This is a genomic window from Acidovorax sp. GW835-FHT14G06, assembly GCF_058793595.1.
Map to the genome: position 1 here is coordinate 367,540 of NZ_JBXAGA010000002.1, position 15,532 is coordinate 383,071.

Below are 15,532 nucleotides of genomic sequence, written 5' to 3' on the forward strand. Positions count from 1 at the left end.
ACCATTGTGGCACTGGGGGGTGCGACTGGGAATCCATATCTGTCATACGCGCTACCATCGCCCATGAGAAAAACTTTCCAACTCCATGTTGAAGGCAAGAACCGCGACCGCGTTCTGGATGCCGTAAAGCACGAAATCCGCAAATACATCAAGCGCGAACGGCGCCGCGACCTGCCCGAAGGAGCCGATTTCTGGGACTTTGACTGCCAGTTTGGCCGCACCAAAGAAGACGCTGCCGTGGCCCACCTCTCGGCCTTGACCGGGTTGATCAACGGCGTGGCCGCCGAGGGCGGCAGCCAGTTCTATGTCGAGATTCTGGCCAAGCCCGCCAAGCGCGCGCCAAGGGCGCCAGGCGAGTCGCAAGGCACTGATGAAGATGGTATGGACGAGGACCACGAAGGGGTCTGAAACGGAGGCTGCTTGGGCTGCCACCCTTCACGGCTCTTCCAAAGGCTCCTTTCAGGAGCCTTTTTTATGGGCAGTGGACAGTGATTCCAACGCTGCAGCCGCTGCTGCGCGCAGCTTGTCTTTTTTGCTGGGCCGCTTGCCCTTGATACCACCTGTGCCCTGGGGATCGGTGACCGACGCAGGGGCGGCTGTCTCTGTGGGTTCAAAGCCCGCAATCTGCTCACGCTCAAGGGTGAGGTGTTGGCGTTTTTCGATCAGCCGGAAATGCGCTTCGACATCGGCGGTCACGAAGCTCACGGCCATGCCGCTCTCGCCTGCGCGGCCGGTGCGGCCGATGCGGTGCACATAGTCCACAGCCGATCGTGGCAGATCGTAGTTCACCACGGCAGGCAGCTGCGCAATGTCGATGCCGCGCGCTGCGAGGTCGGTGGTGACGACCACCTGCCAGCGCTCGTCCTTGAACTCCTGCAGCACCTGGTTGCGTGCGCCCTGGCTCAGGCCCCCGTGGAAGGGCGTGGCATAGATGCCTGCCTTGTACAGCTTTTCAGCCACGTGCTCGGCGGCGTATTGCGTGGCCACAAACACCAGCACGCGCGACCAGTTGTGTTCCTTGACCAGATGGCGCAGCAGCTGGGTGCGGCGGCTGGCGTCCACCGCAATGGCGCGTTGTTCAATGGCCGGTTCGTTGCCCGGCGTGTGGGGCACTTCCACGCGCACCGGCTGGTTCAGCAGCCCATCGGCCAGCGCCTGTACTGCAGCAGGAAAGGTGGCCGAGAAGAACAGGTTTTGCCGCCGGGCGGGCAGCAGCGCCAGCACGCGCTGCAATTCTTCGGCAAAGCCCAGGTCCAGCAGGCGATCGGCTTCGTCCAGCACCAGGTGTGCGACGGCCGACAGGCGCAGGGCGTTGTGATCCACCAGGTCCAGCAGGCGGCCCGGCGTAGCCACCACAATGTCGGCGCCGCCGCGCAGGCCCAGCATCTGAGGGTTGATCGACACGCCCCCAAACACGATGGCGATCTTGAGCGGCTGTTGCAGGTGCTGCGCCAGGCTGCGCAGCACTTCGCCCACCTGCGCAGCCAGTTCGCGGGTGGGCACCAGCACCAGGGCACGCACCCGGCGCGGGCCCCCGGTGGCGCTGAGCTGTAGCTGCTGCAGCAAAGGCAGGGCAAAGGCCGCCGTCTTGCCCGAGCCCGTCTGTGCCGTACCCAGCAGGTCCGCCCCTTGCAGGATGGCAGGAATGGCGCCCGCCTGAATGGGCGTGGGCGTCACAAAGCCTGCTTTGTCGGCGGCATGGACGAGGGCGGGGGACAGACCGAGGGAGGCAAAAGGCATGGAAGGGCGCTGAAGAGGCGTTGAAGGGAGGCACGCAAGGCAGCGCGGACGGAACAGTGATGGCATGCATTGTCGCCGCAGTTGCCAGATGCCCTCTTGCCACGTGCCTTCGCGCAGGCCTGCAATGCGGGCCTTGCGCGTGCGCCGCTGCAGGGAATGCGAGTGCTCCCCGCCCGCCTGTGGCGACCGATAATCGGGCCGCCTTGATTTTTAGTTGACCGTTTTCTCGGACCCGCATCCCATGGCTTTGCCTCTTGATACCTCCGCCATCACCCACGGCATTCAGTTGGCGGTGGCGCCTGTGTTTTTGCTCACCGCAGTGTCCGGAATGATCGGCGCCGTGGCGGGGCGCCTGGCCCGAATCATCGACCGGGCTCGTGTGGTGGAGGACCGTGCGCGCACCAACACCGAGCCCGAATTTCTGGCCCGTGCCTACAAAGAGCTGGCTGACTTGCGCTTGCGGGGGCGACTGGCCAATGGCTGCATCGCGCTGTTGACGTTCTGTGCGTTCCTCATTGGCACGACCATCATCCTGCTGTTTCTGGGCGAAACGACCGATTTCCAATCCAGCCGGTTGGCTGTTTCGGGGTTTCTCGCGGGCGTTGCGTGCTTTTTGATGGCGCTGGTGTGTTTCTTGACCGAGACGCTGCTGGCCACGCGATTGCTCGACTTTCACATGTTGCAGCAAGAGGTGGAGGGGAAGAAACCATGAAGTCTTTTGCCGACCTGGGCGGCCTGGTGTATTCCACCGACTCGGGCCGCATGTGCCCCGCCTGCCGGCAGCCGGTGGCGCAGTGCGTGTGCAAGCAAAACAAGCCCCTGCCCATGGGCGACGGCATCGTGCGCGTTTCGCGCGAGACCAAGGGGCGTGGCGGCAAGGCGGTCACCCTGGTCAAGGGCGTGCTGTTGGACGAGGCCGCGCTGGAGCAGCTGGGCAAGCAGCTTAAGACCGCCTGTGGCAGCGGTGGCACGGTGAAGGATGGTGTGATCGAGGTGCAGGGCGACCATGTGGAGCGCGTGATGGCCGCGCTGCAAAAGCTGGGCCACAAGGTCAAGCGCGCCGGCGGCTGAGGAGGCTGGGGCAATGGACGCAGAAAAACTGCAGCGCCTGGTCACCACCGAGATGCCGTACGGCAAGTACAAAGGCACGCTGCTGGCAGACCTGCCGGGCAACTACCTCAACTGGTTTGCGCGCGAGGGGTTCCCCAAGGGCGAGCTGGGCCAATTGCTGGCGCTGATGCACGAGATCGATCACAACGGGCTGTCTGACCTGCTGCGGCCCTTACGTGGGCGCTGAGAGGCCTGGGCCAGCACAAAAACTGGGGCGTTGCCCTGGTTGCTGTCCACCATAATGGTTGTTTTCAGACCAACAACCACACCGAGGGAATGCACATGAAGGGCAATATCGCTGCGATCGTTCTGGTCGTGCTGGGCGTGTTTTTTCTGCTGACCAACCTGGGGCTGATCAGTATCAGCCTGCGCGAGCTGTTGCGGGTGTGGTGGCCCGTGGCGCTGATTGCAGTGGGTGTGGCGCTGTTCTTCACGCCGGGCAACAAGGGCAAATAAGCCAGGGGCGGGCGCTCGCGGCGGTGTTGCCAGTTGCCTGTCTTCAATCGTCAGCCCTGCTGGGCTTCTCCGCTGCCGTGGTGGTGGGCGCCGTGCGCGCCGTGCTCCTCGCGGGGCTGCACAAAACCGGGGTCGCTGCCAAAGTAGCCTCGGAACAGGTTGCGCGCAATGCCATGGGCCGCTACCTGCAGCTCGCGCGCCACCTCAGGCGCAAACAGGCGGTTGGTGTGCTGTTGCCACAGCCCCACCCAGGTCGCAAAGTGGGCGGGCGTGACGCCCTCCAGCGCCATGTGTTTGCCGAAGACATCGCCTTTGAAGCTGCGGGCGCCCAGCGCCACGGTGCTCCAGAAGTCCACCAGGCGCTGCAGGTGGGTGTCCCAATGGCCGTGCAGGGCTTTTTCAAACACCGGCCCCAGCAGCGGGTCGCGGCGCACATCCCCGTAAAAGCCGTGCACCAGCAGCGTGATGCTCTCCACGCTGGGGGTGAGCGTGGCGGTGGGCTGGGGCGCGACGGTTTCCTCGGTCATGGGGGCAGTGTGCCTGCTCACTGGCACCCGCAGGCTGACGTGGCACAAGCTTGCGCGGGTGCTGCGCTGGCTTCGAATTGCGGGAACAGCACGTTGTTTTCGAGGTGGATGTGGTTGATGAGGTCATCCCCCAACTGCGCAATGCCTGCATAGAGCGCGCGCCAGGTGTTGCACGCGCCTTGGGGAGGCGTGGCGTCCTGCGTCAGGGCGTTGAGCTTGTCCAGCGCTTCCCCATGGTCCACGTGTTCGGCGCGCATCATGCCAATGGGCTGGCCCACAAACGGGTTGCCTCCGTTCTTGAGCATGGGAAACAGCACTTGTTCTTCCTTGAGCATGTGCGACAGCAGCTCTTCGTGCATGACCTCCAGGTGGTCGGCCAGGCCTGCAGGCACCTGAGGGTGGTCGCGGTGCACAGCCTCCACGCGGCGGGCCATGCGGATCAGCTCGGGCAACTGCTGGCGGTGCACCTCGTGGTAGCGCACCAGGATGTGGTCGATGAGCGCGCTGGGCGACGCGGCCCCTGGTACGGCGTCGCTGCGCTGCAGGGCCGCCAGCTCGGCCAGCACGGCGTCGGCGTCCAGCCCCTTGTCGGCAGCCGCCTTGGCCAGGCTCACCTGGCCGCCACAGCAAAAGTCCAGCTTAAGGCGCCTAAACACCGCGGTGGCGCCCGGCAACTGCACTGCGATCTGGCCGATCTGCTGCTCGGCGCTCAGCGGCAGTGGGGTGGTGGGGGCTGTGGCGTGCAGGGTGTCGATGCGGGCGTTCATGGTGGTCCTTTAAAGATTCATATCGTGTGAATATTTTAGCGAATAAAATTCAGGATGTATGCATCTTTTTGATTGATCTGCGGCAAACCCATGCGACTGACCCAATGGACCGACTACACGCTGCGCGTGCTGATGTATTGCGCCGCCACCGAAGGGCGGGCGCAGCCCGTCACCATCACCGAAGTGGCCGAGGGCTATGGCATCTCGCGCAGCCACCTGATGAAGATCGTGCAGCAACTGTCGGCGCAGGGCCTGCTCGAGACCACGCGCGGGCGGGGCGGTGGTATGCGGCTGATGCAACCTGCATCTGCCATCCACATTGGCGCCGTGGTGCGCGCCACAGAAACGGATTTCAACCTGGTGGAGTGTTTTGACCCGGTCTCCAACCAGTGCCGCCTGAGCAGCCATTGCCGCCTCAAGGGTGTGCTGGGCCAGGCCATGCAGGCCTATCTGGCGGTGCTGGATGGCGTGACGCTGGCGGACCTGGTGGCTCCCACGTCACAGCAGGGTGCGGCGCTGCAGGCCATGGTGGCCGCGCCACGCGCGGGCAGTGCCCGCCGCAGGGCCTTTTTGGTGCCCGGATTGCCCGATGCACCTGGTTTTGAATAAAAACGGGGCAGTGCGCTAGTTCTATATGCCTGAATAGCTATCAAATTGGTAGCATCCGGTGGCGCCACGCCGCTCAGCGCAGCACTTCCAGCAGCCGGTCCAGCCCACCTTGGTTGATGGCCACCTTGGCCTGTGCACGCACAGCGGGCTTGGCGTGGTAGGCCACCGACAGGCCGGCAGCACCCATCATGGGCAGGTCGTTGGCGCCATCGCCCACGGCAATCGCCTGCTGCGGCGAGATGCCCATGAGCGAGGCCATTTCCAGCAGCGTGCGGCGTTTTTCGGCACCGTCGCAGATGTCGCCCCAGGCCTGGTCCACCATGCGGCCGGTGAGCTGGCCGTCTTGTACTTCCAGCATGTTGGAGCGGGCAAAGTCGATGCCCAGGCCCGCCTTCACGCGGTCGGCAAAGAAGGTGAACCCGCCCGAGACCAGCAGCGTGGTCAGGCCTGCAGCCTTGGCGGCGGTGATCAGTTCCTTGGCGCCGGGGTTGAAGCGCAGGCGCTCGGTGAACACCTGCTCCATGTGCTGCACCGTCACACCCTTGAGCAGCGCCACGCGCTGGCGCAGGCTCTCCTTGTAGTCGGTGATCACGCCCTGCATGGCTGCCTCGGTGATGGCGGCCACCTCGGCCTTGCGGCCTGCGGCATCGGCGATTTCGTCCACGCACTCGATGTTGATGAGGGTGGAGTCCATGTCAAATGCGATGAGCTTGTAGCTCGACAGGGATAGCGGGGGCACGACGCCCTGGATGACGAGGCCGGGGGCGAATTCGGTAGCGTGGGTCATGGCAGAAAGGGAGGGGCAGATACAGGTGTCAGAGCCCGCAATGGTATCGCCCCCTGTGCAATACCTGATGTGACAGAGGACCGGCGTCGCAGCCCTTTTCAGGTTATCGGCGCGTAGCTGCCCGTGCCCTCGGGCCAGGGCGTGAGCACCTCGAACCCGTCGGCCGTCACGGCCACCATGTGTTCCCACTGGGCGGACAGCGAGCGGTCGCGGGTGACCACGGTCCAGCCGTCGGCCAGTTCCTGGGTATCGCGCTTGCCGGCGTTGATCATGGGCTCGATGGTGAACACCATGCCTTCCTCCAGCCGCAGGCCCTGGCCGCGCTGGCCGTAGTGCAGCACCTGGGGCTCGTCGTGGTACACCTGCCCGATGCCGTGGCCGCAGTATTCGCGCACCACGCTGAACCGCTCGCGGTGGGCCACGGTCTGTATGGCATGGCCCACATCGCCCAGCGAGGCACCGGGGCGCACCTGGGTGATTCCCGCGCACATGGCCTCGTAGGTGGTGTTCACCAGGCGGCGGGCCAGCGGGCTGGGTTCGCCCACAAAGTACATGCGACTGGTGTCGCCAAACCAGCCATCCTTGATGATGGCCACGTCGATGTTGATGATGTCTCCGGCCTTGAGCACCTGGCCGGGCGACGGAATGCCGTGGCAGATCACGTGGTTCACAGACGTGCACACCGTTTTGGGATACCCCAGGTAGCCCACGTTGGCAGGCACAACCTGCAGTTCGTTCACGATGTAGTCGTGGCAGAGCCGGTCCAGTGCCTCGGTGCTGACGCCGGGCTGCACGTGCGGCGTGATCATGTGCAGCACGCGGGCGGCCAGGCGGCCGGCTTCACGCGCCTGGGCGATTTCGGCGGGGGAGCGCAGGGTGACGCGGGACGACTTCATTGCACACGCCGTCCGCTGTGGCCGGGCTTGGCGGCCACGGAAGCCGCTACCGTGTCCAGATCGAAGCCCCCGGCCTGTTCGGCGCGGATCAGCAGCTGGCAGATGTCGCTGTGGTCGAGGTTGGGATGCAGCTCGGCCAGCATGCCGATGCGCATCCAGTGCTCTGCTTGAGCATTGATGGAGCGAGACAGGGCGTTGCTGGCAACGCGCAGGTTCTCGTGCATTTGGTCTGAAATTTTGACAATACCCATGCAGCGAATTGTATGCGAAACATATACGTTTCGTATCTCTGAACGCATCCTGTGCACGTTTTCAACGCTGCGCTGATGCCTTGCAGCGCTAAGGTGGGGGGCGCTTCAGATAGAGCTGGTCTGACCAGGTGGCCAGCCACTCGGGTTTGAACGCCACGAAGATCGCGGCGAGCATGCCCGTCACAAACCCGTCTCCCCAGGCCATGAGCCAGCGGGCTACCAGCGACAGTTCGTCGCCCACACCGGGCAACAGGTGCCCGGTCCACTGCGAGAGCACGCCTGCTGCAAACACGCAGGCCACGGTGCCCAGAAACGCCCGGCCCAGCACGTACACAAAAGGCTGGGTACCCACCCAGCGCCGCAGCAGCGCACCCAGCGCCAGGGCCAGCGTGGCGGGCACCACACCCAGCCAGATGGCGGCGCTCAGCGCATCGGCCCAGTCCAGGGCGGGAGATAGCAGGCCGGCGATAGCGCCCACAGCGATGAGCACGGGGATGGCCAGCGGCCAGCCCAGCATCAGCACCACCAGGCTGGCCCCCGACCACTGCAGCTGCAGCGGCATGGCGTGCAGCGTGGGCAGCGCCCACAGCCATGGCAGAAACACCAGCGTGGCCAGCAGTGGCGTCCACAGCGGGGACGCCGCGCCATGAGACTGGTGCACCAGCGGCTTGCCGCTGGCCAGCAGGCGCCAGGGTCGCGTGGCCAAGGCGGCTGTCAGGGCCACCAGCGCGATTAGGAACTCCAGCCACATTGTTTTGCTTCTGTTTTGATAGCTATTGGCGCTTGATTCACTAGCGCTTGCGGCCTCTTTGGCTTGTATCTGGCTACGCAGCGACCACGGGTTGCCCCAGGTTGCGCAAAATGTCCCGCACCATCTGTGCCCGGTCTTTCGGGTCCTTCAGCTCGCGCTCGATGCGCAGCTTCTCGTTGCCCGCCAGCTTGATGTGCTTGTTCTTCTGGATCAGCTCGATGATGCGCATCGGATCGATAGGCGGCTGCGGTTTGAAGGTGATGTTAATGACACCTGGGGCGGCATCGACCTTGACCACGCCGTAGGGCTGGCTCAGCACGCGCAGGCGGTGCACGTCGATGAGGGTCTGGGCCTGCGGCGGCAGCTTGCCGAAGCGGTCCACGATCTCTTCGAGCAGGCCGTCGATCTGGTCGGGCGTCTTGGCCGTGGCCAGCTTCTTGTAGAACGACAGGCGCAGGTGCACGTCGCCGCAGTAGTCATCGGGCAGCAGCGCGGGGGCGTGCAGGTTGATGTCGGTGGTGACGGACAGGGGCGAGAGCAAATCGGGCTCCTTGCCTGCCTTGAGCGCCTTGACGGCCTCGTTCAGCATCTCGTTGTAGAGCTGGAAGCCGACTTCGAGCATGTTGCCGCTCTGGTTCTCGCCCAGCACCTCGCCCGCGCCGCGGATCTCCAGGTCGTGCATGGCCAGGTAGAAGCCGCTGCCCAGTTCCTCCATCTGTTGGATGGCCTCCAGGCGCTGCTGCGCATGTTTGGTCAGCCCTTCAATGTCGGGCACCATGAGGTAGGCATACGCTTGGTGGTGGCTGCGGCCCACGCGCCCGCGCAACTGGTGCAGCTGCGCCAGGCCGAACTTGTCGGCGCGGCTCATGATGATGGTGTTGGCTGTGGGCACGTCGATGCCGGTCTCGATGATGGTCGAGCACAGCAGGATGTTGTAGCGCTGCGCCACAAAGTCGCGCATCACGCGCTCCAGATCGCGCTCGGGCATCTGGCCGTGGGCCACAGCGATGCGCGCCTCGGGCAATATTTCTTCGAGCTTCTGGCGCCGGTTCTCGATGGTCTCCACCTCGTTGTGCAGGAAGTAGACCTGCCCGCCGCGCTTGAGTTCGCGCAGCACCGCCTCGCGGATCACGCCCGTGCCCTCGTTGCGCACAAAGGTCTTGATCGCCAGGCGCCGCTGCGGCGCGGTGGCGATGACCGACAGGTCGCGCAGGCCTTCGAGTGCCATACCCAGCGTGCGCGGGATGGGCGTGGCTGTCAGCGTCAGCACGTCCACTTCGGCGCGCAGGGCCTTCATCTGCTCCTTGTGGCGCACGCCAAAGCGGTGCTCCTCGTCGATGATCAAGAGGCCCAGGTTGTGGAACTTGGTGGACTCGGAAAGCAGCTTGTGCGTGCCGACCACGATGTCCACCGTGCCGTCGCCGATGCCCTTGATGGCCGAGGTGATCTCCTTGCCCGAGCGAAAGCGCGACACCTCCGCCACCTTCACCGGCCACTTGCTGAAACGATCCACCAGCGTCTGGTAGTGCTGCTCGGCCAGCAGCGTGGTGGGCGCCAAAAACGCCACCTGTTTGCCGCCCGTCACTGCCACAAAGGCCGCGCGCAGGGCCACCTCGGTCTTGCCAAAGCCCACGTCGCCGCAGACCAGGCGGTCCATGGGGCGGGGTGAAATCATGTCCTGGATCACCGCGTGGATGGCGGCGTTCTGGTCGGCCGTCTCCTGAAAGCCAAAGTCGTTGGCAAAGGTTTCGTAGTCTTGTGGGCTGTAGCGGAAGGCATGGCCTTGGCGCAGTGCGCGGCGGGCGTAGATGTTGAGCAGCTCGGCCGCGCTGTCGCGCACCTGCTCTGCGGCCTTGCGTTTGGCTTTTTCCCACTGGCCGCTGCCCAGCTTGTGCAGCGGGGCTTCGTCGGCACTCACGCCCGTGTAGCGGCTGATCAGCTGCAGTTGGCTCACGGGCACATACAGCACGGCCTTGTCGGCGTATTCGAGGTGCAAGAACTCCTGCATGGCGGGCGTGCCGTCGGGGTTCTTGTTGCCCACGTCCATGTTGATCAGGCCCCGGTAGCGGCCAATGCCATGCGCGCTGTGCACCACAGGGTCGCCCACGTTCAGCTCGGCCAGGTCCTTGATCAGCGCCTCGACGTCGCTCACCTGCTCCTGCTTCTTGCGTCGGCGCGTGGTGGGGCCGGCGGCAAACAGCTCGGTCTCGGTGACGAAGTCGATGCCGTCCTCGATCCAGCTGAAACCCACGGTGAGGCCGGCGGTGGCAATGCCCACCTTCTCGTCGGTCGTACCCTGGAACTCGGCCAGCGAGTCGAAGGCTGGCGGATTCAGCTGCGAAGCGCGCAAAAAGTCGAGCAGGCTTTCGCGCCGGCCATCGCTTTCTGCCAGCAGCAGCACGCGGTGTTGCGTGTTGCGGATGTGGGCGTGCAGCCGGGCCAGCGGGTCTTCGGCACCACGCACCACCGACAGGTCGCCCAGCTTCTGGAAGTGCGGGTTGTCGGCAATGTCCTCCACGCCGGGGCGGATGGACAGCTGAGCATGCTCCTTGGCGCGTGTGTAGAACTGGTCGGCCGAGAGGAACAGCGCCTCGGGTGGCAGTACCGGGCGCTCGGGGTCGCCCTGCACCAGGCGAAAGCGGTCTTTCGTGTCCTGCCAGAAACGTTGAAACGCGGGCTCCAGGTCGCCGTGTAGCACCACGGTGGCCTCGCCGCCCAGGTAGTCGAACACGGTAGCCGTCTCGTCGAAGAACAGCGGCAGGTAGTACTCAATGCCAGCTGTGGCTACGCCTGCACCCATGTCCTTGTAGATGCGGCTCTTTGTCGGGTCGCCCTCCAGCATCTCGCGCCAGCGGCTTCTGAACTTGGCCCGCGCATCGTCGTCCATGGGGAACTCGCGGCCGGGCAGCAGACGCACCTCGGGCACGGGGTACAGGCTGCGCTGGCTGTCGGGGTCGAACGTGCGGATGCTGTCGATCTCGTCATCGAACAGGTCCACACGGTACGGCACGAGGGAGCCCATGGGGAACAGGTCGATCAGCCCGCCGCGCACCGCGTATTCGCCCGGGCTCACCACCTGCGAGACATGGCTGTAGCCCGCCAGCGTGAGCTGGGCCTTGAACTTTGCTTCGTCGAGCTTTTGCTTGACCTTGAAGTGGAAGGTGTAGCCCGCCAGGAAGGAGGGCGGGGCGAGGCGGTACAGCGCTGTGGTGGCAGGCACCAGCACTACATCGGCTTCACCCTGCGAGATGCGCCACAGCGTGGCCAGTCGCTCGCTGATCAGGTCCTGGTGCGGCGAGAAGGTGTCGTAGGGCAGCGTCTCCCAGTCCGGGAACAGCGCGCAGCGCAGGCCCGGCGCAAAAAAGGCCATCTCGTCGATGAGCCGCTGTGCATCGGTGGCGTCGGCCGTGACGATGGCGGTGGTGCGGCCCCCTGCCTTGTCACGTTCGGCCAGGCGGGCCAGCAGCAGGGAATCGGCGCTGCCCACGGGGCGGGGCAGGGTGAAACGTTTTCCGGGGGAGAGTTTGGGCAGTTCCATGCGGACGGTGTCGTCGGGGCCCGCCGCATCCCCAGGGGCGCGAAACGCGCACGGGCTGGATCGGAGGGCAACGGGAGATTTTAGAATGAGCGCTCCATGACTGCTCCCCTGCTGCACCCCCTGCTCACCCCCTTGTCGGCCCAAGGGCGGTTTTGGGCCTTGCTGCCCTGCGCCGGGGTGGGGTCGCGGGCCGTGCCAGCAGGTGCAGGCAGCGCCCCGCAAGTGCCACCGGCCCAGGCATCGACTGTGGCGGCGTTCTCAGCCCCGGGGGCGTTGTCTGCCAGCGCTGCCGCCGCTGCAGCCCCGTTGCCCAAGCAATATCACCTGGTGGCAGGCCATCCGATGGTGCTGCACACACTGGCCGCCTTTGCTGCAGTCGGGCGCTTGCTGGGCACGCTGGTGGCCGTGGCGCCGGGGGATCACTTTTTGGACGCCCACGCGCATCCCGCGTTTTTTGTGGTGGAGTGCGGTGGCCCTACGCGTGCCGACACGGTGCGAGGCGGCCTCAAGGCCTTGCTGGAGCGCGGCGCGCAGCCCGACGACTGGGTGCTGGTGCATGATGCAGCGCGTTGCCTCGTGACCGCCGAGCAGATTGATGCGCTCATCGACCAGTGTGCGGGCGACAGTGTGGGCGGCCTCCTGGCGCACAAATTGGCCGACACGCTCAAGACCTCCATCGACGGCCCGGGCGGCGTGCGCGTGGCCTCTACCGTGGACCGCAGCGACAAGTGGCTGGCGCAGACGCCACAGATGTTCCGCATCGGCCCGCTGATGGACGCCATCGACAAGGTGGGCTCCAATGTGACCGATGAGGCCAGTGCGATGGAGGCCATGGGTTTTCACCCCCGGCTGGTGCCCGGCGGGGCACAAAATTTCAAGGTCACCTACCCGGACGACTTCGCACTGGCGGCTGCCGTGCTGGCCCAGCGGGCGCACAGCACCACGCTGGAGCGCTATGGCGGCGAGCGGGGGCAGGTGAACGCGGCCCCCGGCAAGAAGAACCTTTTTTAGCCCACCGCGCAGGGTTTGCCAGCACCACCGGTACGCTGCCTGCATTGCACGGCCAGGGAGCCTGACCGACGGTCCCGGCGACTGAGCACTCAAACATTCACAAAGGCAGACAGATGAATTTCAGGATTGGAGAAGGCTGGGACGTGCATGCGCTGGTGCCCGGCCGCCGCCTGGTGATCGGCGGGGTGGAGATCGCCCATCCCACGGGCCTGCTGGGCCACTCGGACGCCGACGTGCTGCTACACGCCATCACCGATGCCTTGCTGGGCGCGGCGGCCCTGGGAGACATTGGCAGCCACTTCCCCGACACCGATGCCGCGTTCCGGGGCGCGGACTCGGGCGTGCTGCTGGCCGAGGCGGCGCGGCGGGTGCGTGCCGCTGGCTTTGAGATCGGCAACATCGACAGCACGGTCGTCGCCCAGGCCCCGCGTCTGGCTGCGCACATCCCCGGCATGCGGGCCGCCATCGCGCGGGCGGTGGGTGTGGCTGAGGGCCAGGTCAATGTGAAAGCCAAGACGGCAGAGCGCCTGGGCCCGGTGGGGCAGGGCCTGGCCATGGAGGCGCGGGCTGCTGCTTTGATCTACGCCACTTAATAAGCGCACCGAACGGTGCCCTTATTGTTTCTGTACGGCCTTTGTTTTCAGTCGGCGGCTGTTGACCCCAGCCGGTCTTCGGCCCGACGCCGGGGTAACTGGCGTTTGACAGATGGTCGCTGCAGGCGCTGCTTGGGGTCCACGCCCTCGGGCAGGCTGGTGGCGCGCTGCAGTTGCAGGTGGGCCACCAGGCCGCCGGTACTGGAGTTTGCCAGCGCAAAGATGCCGCCCATGCGCTGCACCGTCTTGTCCACAATCGACAGCCCCAGGCCTGCCCCCGCCGCTGCCGTGCGCGCTGAGTCGCCCCGGAAGAACGGCTTGGTGAGGTTGGACAGTTGCTCAGGCGGAACGCCGGCGCCGTGGTCTCGCAGCTTGATAAGCACCCAGTTTTCTCGGCTTTTGGCAGCGATGTCCACGTTGGTGATGCCCGTGTCTTCGTTCTTGCCGTAGCGCCTGGCATTCTCCAGCAGGTTGGAGATCACCCGGGCCAGTTCCACCTCGTCGGCCAGCACATTCAGGTCTTCAGGCACGGACATCGTGATCTGCAGCTCGCGGTGGTCCTGCACCGCATACACGCACGACGACACCACCGCATGCAGGTTGACGGGCGTGAGCGTCACATGGTCGGGCCGGGCGTAGTCCAGGAACTTGTCGATAGTGGCATCGAGCTGCACGATGTCCGCCACCATGTGCTCGCGGGCCACTTCGTCGGTCACGCTCATCTCGGTTTCCAGCCGCAGGCGCGCCAGCGGCGTGCGCAGGTCGTGCGAGATGCCCGCGAGCATCACTGCGCGGTCCTGCTCCAGCTTGGCGAGTTTTTGCGCCATGCGGTTGAAGCCGATATTCACCTCGCGGATTTCGCTGGTCACCACTTCTTCGTCCAGGTGACTGGCGGCAAAGTCACCGTCCTTGACGCGGTTGGCCGCATACGACAGCTGCTTGAGCGGGCGGTTGATGAGCCGCGCAATCGCAGCGGCACCGGCCAGCGACAGCGCTGCCGCCGTGATCAGCCAGATCAGCCAGGTGCGTCCACCCGCAGGGCTGAAGCGCGAACGGTCCATCAGCAGCCAGTTGGGATCGCCATTGATGTTAAAGCCGACCCACAGGCCATTTTCCCCGTTCACGCTCTGCGCCACGATGGTGTCGGGGCCCAGGCGCATGGTCAGCTCGTCCGTCAGGCGGTTGCCCAGAGCGGTTGGGTCGAGCAGCGCGTACTTGTCCTTGGGCTCGCGCGGCAGGATGCGCACACCCTCCTGGTCGGCCATGGTCTTGATCAGCGACACCCGCGCGATGGCGTCCGAGTGCACCAGCGCCGCGCGGCTCAGGTTGACGAGCGACGCAATCTGCTGCGCCGTCTGCAGCGTGCGCGGTTCAAACTCCAGCGCGCGCAGGGTCTGCAGCCACGCCAGGATGCTGCCTACCAGCAGCAGCGCCAGCAGAAAGAACGTGCGCCAGAAAAGATTCAGACCCACGCGCGTACGTTGTTCCCGCGCCCGCCGAATGGCCTCCAGCGGGGCGGGGCTGGTTGCGTCGGAGGGGGCGGTGGCAGACTTGCGGGACGAAGGTCTTGGCTTGCCCTCAGTATTGGCCATGAACTATCAGCTCGTTCCGTCCGGCACAAACACGTAGCCCACGCCCCACACGGTCTGGATGTAGCGGGGCGCGGCGGCGTCCACTTCCACCAGCTTGCGCAGGCGCGACACCTGCACGTCCAGGCTGCGGTCAAAGGGCTCGAACTCGCGGCCGCGGGCCAGCAGTGCCAGCTTTTCGCGCGACAGGGGCTGGCGCGGGTGGCGCACCAGGGCCTTGAGCATGGCGAATTCGCCGGTAGTCAGGGGCAGCTCTTCGCCGTTGCGCTGCAGTGCGCGCGTTCCCAGGTCGAAGGTGAAAGGGCCAAAGGTGACCACCTCGTTGTCGCCAGAAGGGGCGCCCGGTGCTTCCTGAGCAGGGCGGCGGCGCAGCACGGCATGGATACGGGCCAGCAGCTCGCGGGGGTTGAAGGGCTTGCCCAGGTAATCGTCGGCGCCCACTTCCAGGCCCACGATGCGGTCCACGTCCTCGCCCTTGGCAGTGAGCATGATGATGGGAGTGCGGTCGTTGGCGGCGCGCAGGCGGCGGCAGATCGACAAACCGTCTTCGCCGGGCATCATCAGGTCCAGCACGATGATGTCCACCGTCTCGCGCAGCAGCAGGCGGTTGAGGGCCTTGCCGTCTTCGGCAACCATGACTTCAAAACCCTCTTGGGTGAGGTAGCGGCGCAGCAGGTCGCGGATGCGGGCGTCGTCGTCCACTACCAGAACTTTGTCGGTGCGATTGGGTGTTGTGGCCATGTTGATCTCAAGTCCAATTTGTAACAGAGCCAATTCTGACCAGTTGGAACGCCGAAGTTCGGGTTTGGAGGCCGGGTTTGACCAACTGTTACAAGTTTTGCCCAGCTTCGCACCTCGTGCGACATGGCTTTGTCAAGGGCGTAGCGCACTGCGGTTAAGGTGGTGC

18 protein-coding genes are annotated in these 15,532 nt (G+C 65.3%); 8 read left to right on the forward strand and 10 right to left on the reverse strand.

Features of this window, described 5'->3' with window-relative positions:
- The first annotated feature begins 63 nt into the window (after positions 1 to 63).
- Positions 64 to 408 carry a DUF6172 family protein gene (locus AC1Q64_RS04250; protein WP_492250572.1) on the forward strand — a complete coding sequence of 115 codons (345 nt, stop codon included), beginning with the start codon at positions 64 to 66 and terminating at the stop codon, positions 406 to 408.
- 51 nt (positions 409 to 459) lie between these two features.
- Here the strand turns inward: AC1Q64_RS04250 and AC1Q64_RS04255 are convergent, their stop codons facing one another.
- Entirely contained in the window at positions 460 to 1,740 is a 1,281-nt protein-coding gene (locus tag AC1Q64_RS04255) for a DEAD/DEAH box helicase (protein ID WP_492250573.1), read from the reverse strand.
- A 241-nt stretch (positions 1,741 to 1,981) separates the two neighbouring features.
- Here AC1Q64_RS04255 and AC1Q64_RS04260 point away from each other — a divergent pair, with 241 nt between their 5' ends.
- The 4 genes from AC1Q64_RS04260 (at position 1,982) to AC1Q64_RS04275 (ending at position 3,306) form a co-directional block, all read left to right on the forward strand.
- The gene (locus tag AC1Q64_RS04260; RefSeq protein WP_492250574.1) at positions 1,982 to 2,452 is read left to right on the forward strand and encodes a DUF2721 domain-containing protein; all 471 of its coding nucleotides are present in this window, start codon (positions 1,982 to 1,984) and stop codon (positions 2,450 to 2,452) included.
- Positions 2,449 to 2,811 (forward strand): translation initiation factor Sui1, encoded by a 363-nt coding sequence (locus tag AC1Q64_RS04265; protein WP_492250575.1) that lies wholly within the window; start codon positions 2,449 to 2,451, stop codon positions 2,809 to 2,811. Before AC1Q64_RS04260 ends, AC1Q64_RS04265 begins: the two co-directional genes overlap by 4 nt.
- Positions 2,812 to 2,824: 13 nt before the next feature.
- A complete protein-coding gene (locus tag AC1Q64_RS04270; protein ID WP_492250576.1) occupies positions 2,825 to 3,037 on the forward strand; it encodes a DUF3820 family protein in 213 nt (70 codons plus the stop codon).
- Between the two features lie 95 nt (positions 3,038 to 3,132).
- A complete protein-coding gene (locus AC1Q64_RS04275; RefSeq protein ID WP_199226324.1) occupies positions 3,133 to 3,306 on the forward strand; it encodes a LiaI-LiaF-like domain-containing protein in 174 nt (57 codons plus the stop codon).
- 50 nt (positions 3,307 to 3,356) lie between these two features.
- Here the strand turns inward: AC1Q64_RS04275 and AC1Q64_RS04280 are convergent, their stop codons facing one another.
- Positions 3,357 to 3,833 (reverse strand): group III truncated hemoglobin, encoded by a 477-nt coding sequence (locus tag AC1Q64_RS04280; RefSeq protein WP_492250577.1) that lies wholly within the window; start codon positions 3,831 to 3,833, stop codon positions 3,357 to 3,359.
- A 17-nt stretch (positions 3,834 to 3,850) separates the two neighbouring features.
- A complete protein-coding gene (gene ytfE / locus AC1Q64_RS04285; RefSeq protein WP_492250578.1) occupies positions 3,851 to 4,600 on the reverse strand; it encodes an iron-sulfur cluster repair protein YtfE in 750 nt (249 codons plus the stop codon).
- Between the two features lie 90 nt (positions 4,601 to 4,690).
- Here ytfE and AC1Q64_RS04290 point away from each other — a divergent pair, with 90 nt between their 5' ends.
- Entirely contained in the window at positions 4,691 to 5,209 is a 519-nt protein-coding gene (locus tag AC1Q64_RS04290; RefSeq protein WP_492250579.1) for an RrF2 family transcriptional regulator, read from the forward strand.
- A gap of 73 nt (positions 5,210 to 5,282) precedes the next feature.
- Here AC1Q64_RS04290 and serB read toward each other — a convergent pair whose 3' ends face one another.
- The 5 genes from serB to mfd form a co-directional block, all read right to left on the reverse strand.
- The gene (gene serB / locus AC1Q64_RS04295; protein WP_492250580.1) at positions 5,283 to 5,996 is read right to left on the reverse strand and encodes a phosphoserine phosphatase SerB; all 714 of its coding nucleotides are present in this window, start codon (positions 5,994 to 5,996) and stop codon (positions 5,283 to 5,285) included.
- Positions 5,997 to 6,094: 98 nt separating this feature from the next.
- Positions 6,095 to 6,892: a type I methionyl aminopeptidase gene (gene map, locus AC1Q64_RS04300; RefSeq protein ID WP_291436192.1), complete on the reverse strand. Its 798-nt coding sequence runs from the start codon at positions 6,890 to 6,892 to the stop codon at positions 6,095 to 6,097.
- Positions 6,889 to 7,143, reverse strand: coding sequence for a ParD-like family protein (locus AC1Q64_RS04305; protein WP_015014749.1), 255 nt, complete (start codon positions 7,141 to 7,143; stop codon positions 6,889 to 6,891). Before AC1Q64_RS04305 ends, map begins: the two co-directional genes overlap by 4 nt.
- An 88-nt stretch (positions 7,144 to 7,231) precedes the next feature.
- Positions 7,232 to 7,894 (reverse strand): hypothetical protein, encoded by a 663-nt coding sequence (locus AC1Q64_RS04310; RefSeq protein WP_291436190.1) that lies wholly within the window; start codon positions 7,892 to 7,894, stop codon positions 7,232 to 7,234.
- Between the two features lie 73 nt (positions 7,895 to 7,967).
- Complete coding sequence (gene mfd, locus AC1Q64_RS04315) at positions 7,968 to 11,432, reverse strand: transcription-repair coupling factor (RefSeq protein ID WP_492250581.1); 3,465 nt, start codon at positions 11,430 to 11,432, stop codon at positions 7,968 to 7,970.
- A gap of 96 nt (positions 11,433 to 11,528) precedes the next feature.
- Here mfd and AC1Q64_RS04320 point away from each other — a divergent pair, with 96 nt between their 5' ends.
- Both AC1Q64_RS04320 and ispF read left to right on the forward strand, forming a co-directional pair.
- Positions 11,529 to 12,443: an IspD/TarI family cytidylyltransferase gene (locus AC1Q64_RS04320; RefSeq protein WP_492250582.1), complete on the forward strand. Its 915-nt coding sequence runs from the start codon at positions 11,529 to 11,531 to the stop codon at positions 12,441 to 12,443.
- Between the two features lie 113 nt (positions 12,444 to 12,556).
- Positions 12,557 to 13,036: a 2-C-methyl-D-erythritol 2,4-cyclodiphosphate synthase gene (gene ispF, locus AC1Q64_RS04325; RefSeq protein ID WP_291436183.1), complete on the forward strand. Its 480-nt coding sequence runs from the start codon at positions 12,557 to 12,559 to the stop codon at positions 13,034 to 13,036.
- Between the two features lie 47 nt (positions 13,037 to 13,083).
- On the opposite strand, the gene AC1Q64_RS04330 is transcribed toward ispF, so the two are convergent.
- Positions 13,084 to 14,628, reverse strand: a complete 1,545-nt coding sequence (locus tag AC1Q64_RS04330; protein ID WP_291436181.1) for a sensor histidine kinase — start codon at positions 14,626 to 14,628, stop codon at positions 13,084 to 13,086.
- A gap of 6 nt (positions 14,629 to 14,634) precedes the next feature.
- Entirely contained in the window at positions 14,635 to 15,366 is a 732-nt protein-coding gene (gene ompR, locus AC1Q64_RS04335; protein WP_015014739.1) for an osmolarity response regulator transcription factor OmpR, read from the reverse strand.
- Between the last annotated feature and the right edge of the window lie 166 nt (positions 15,367 to 15,532).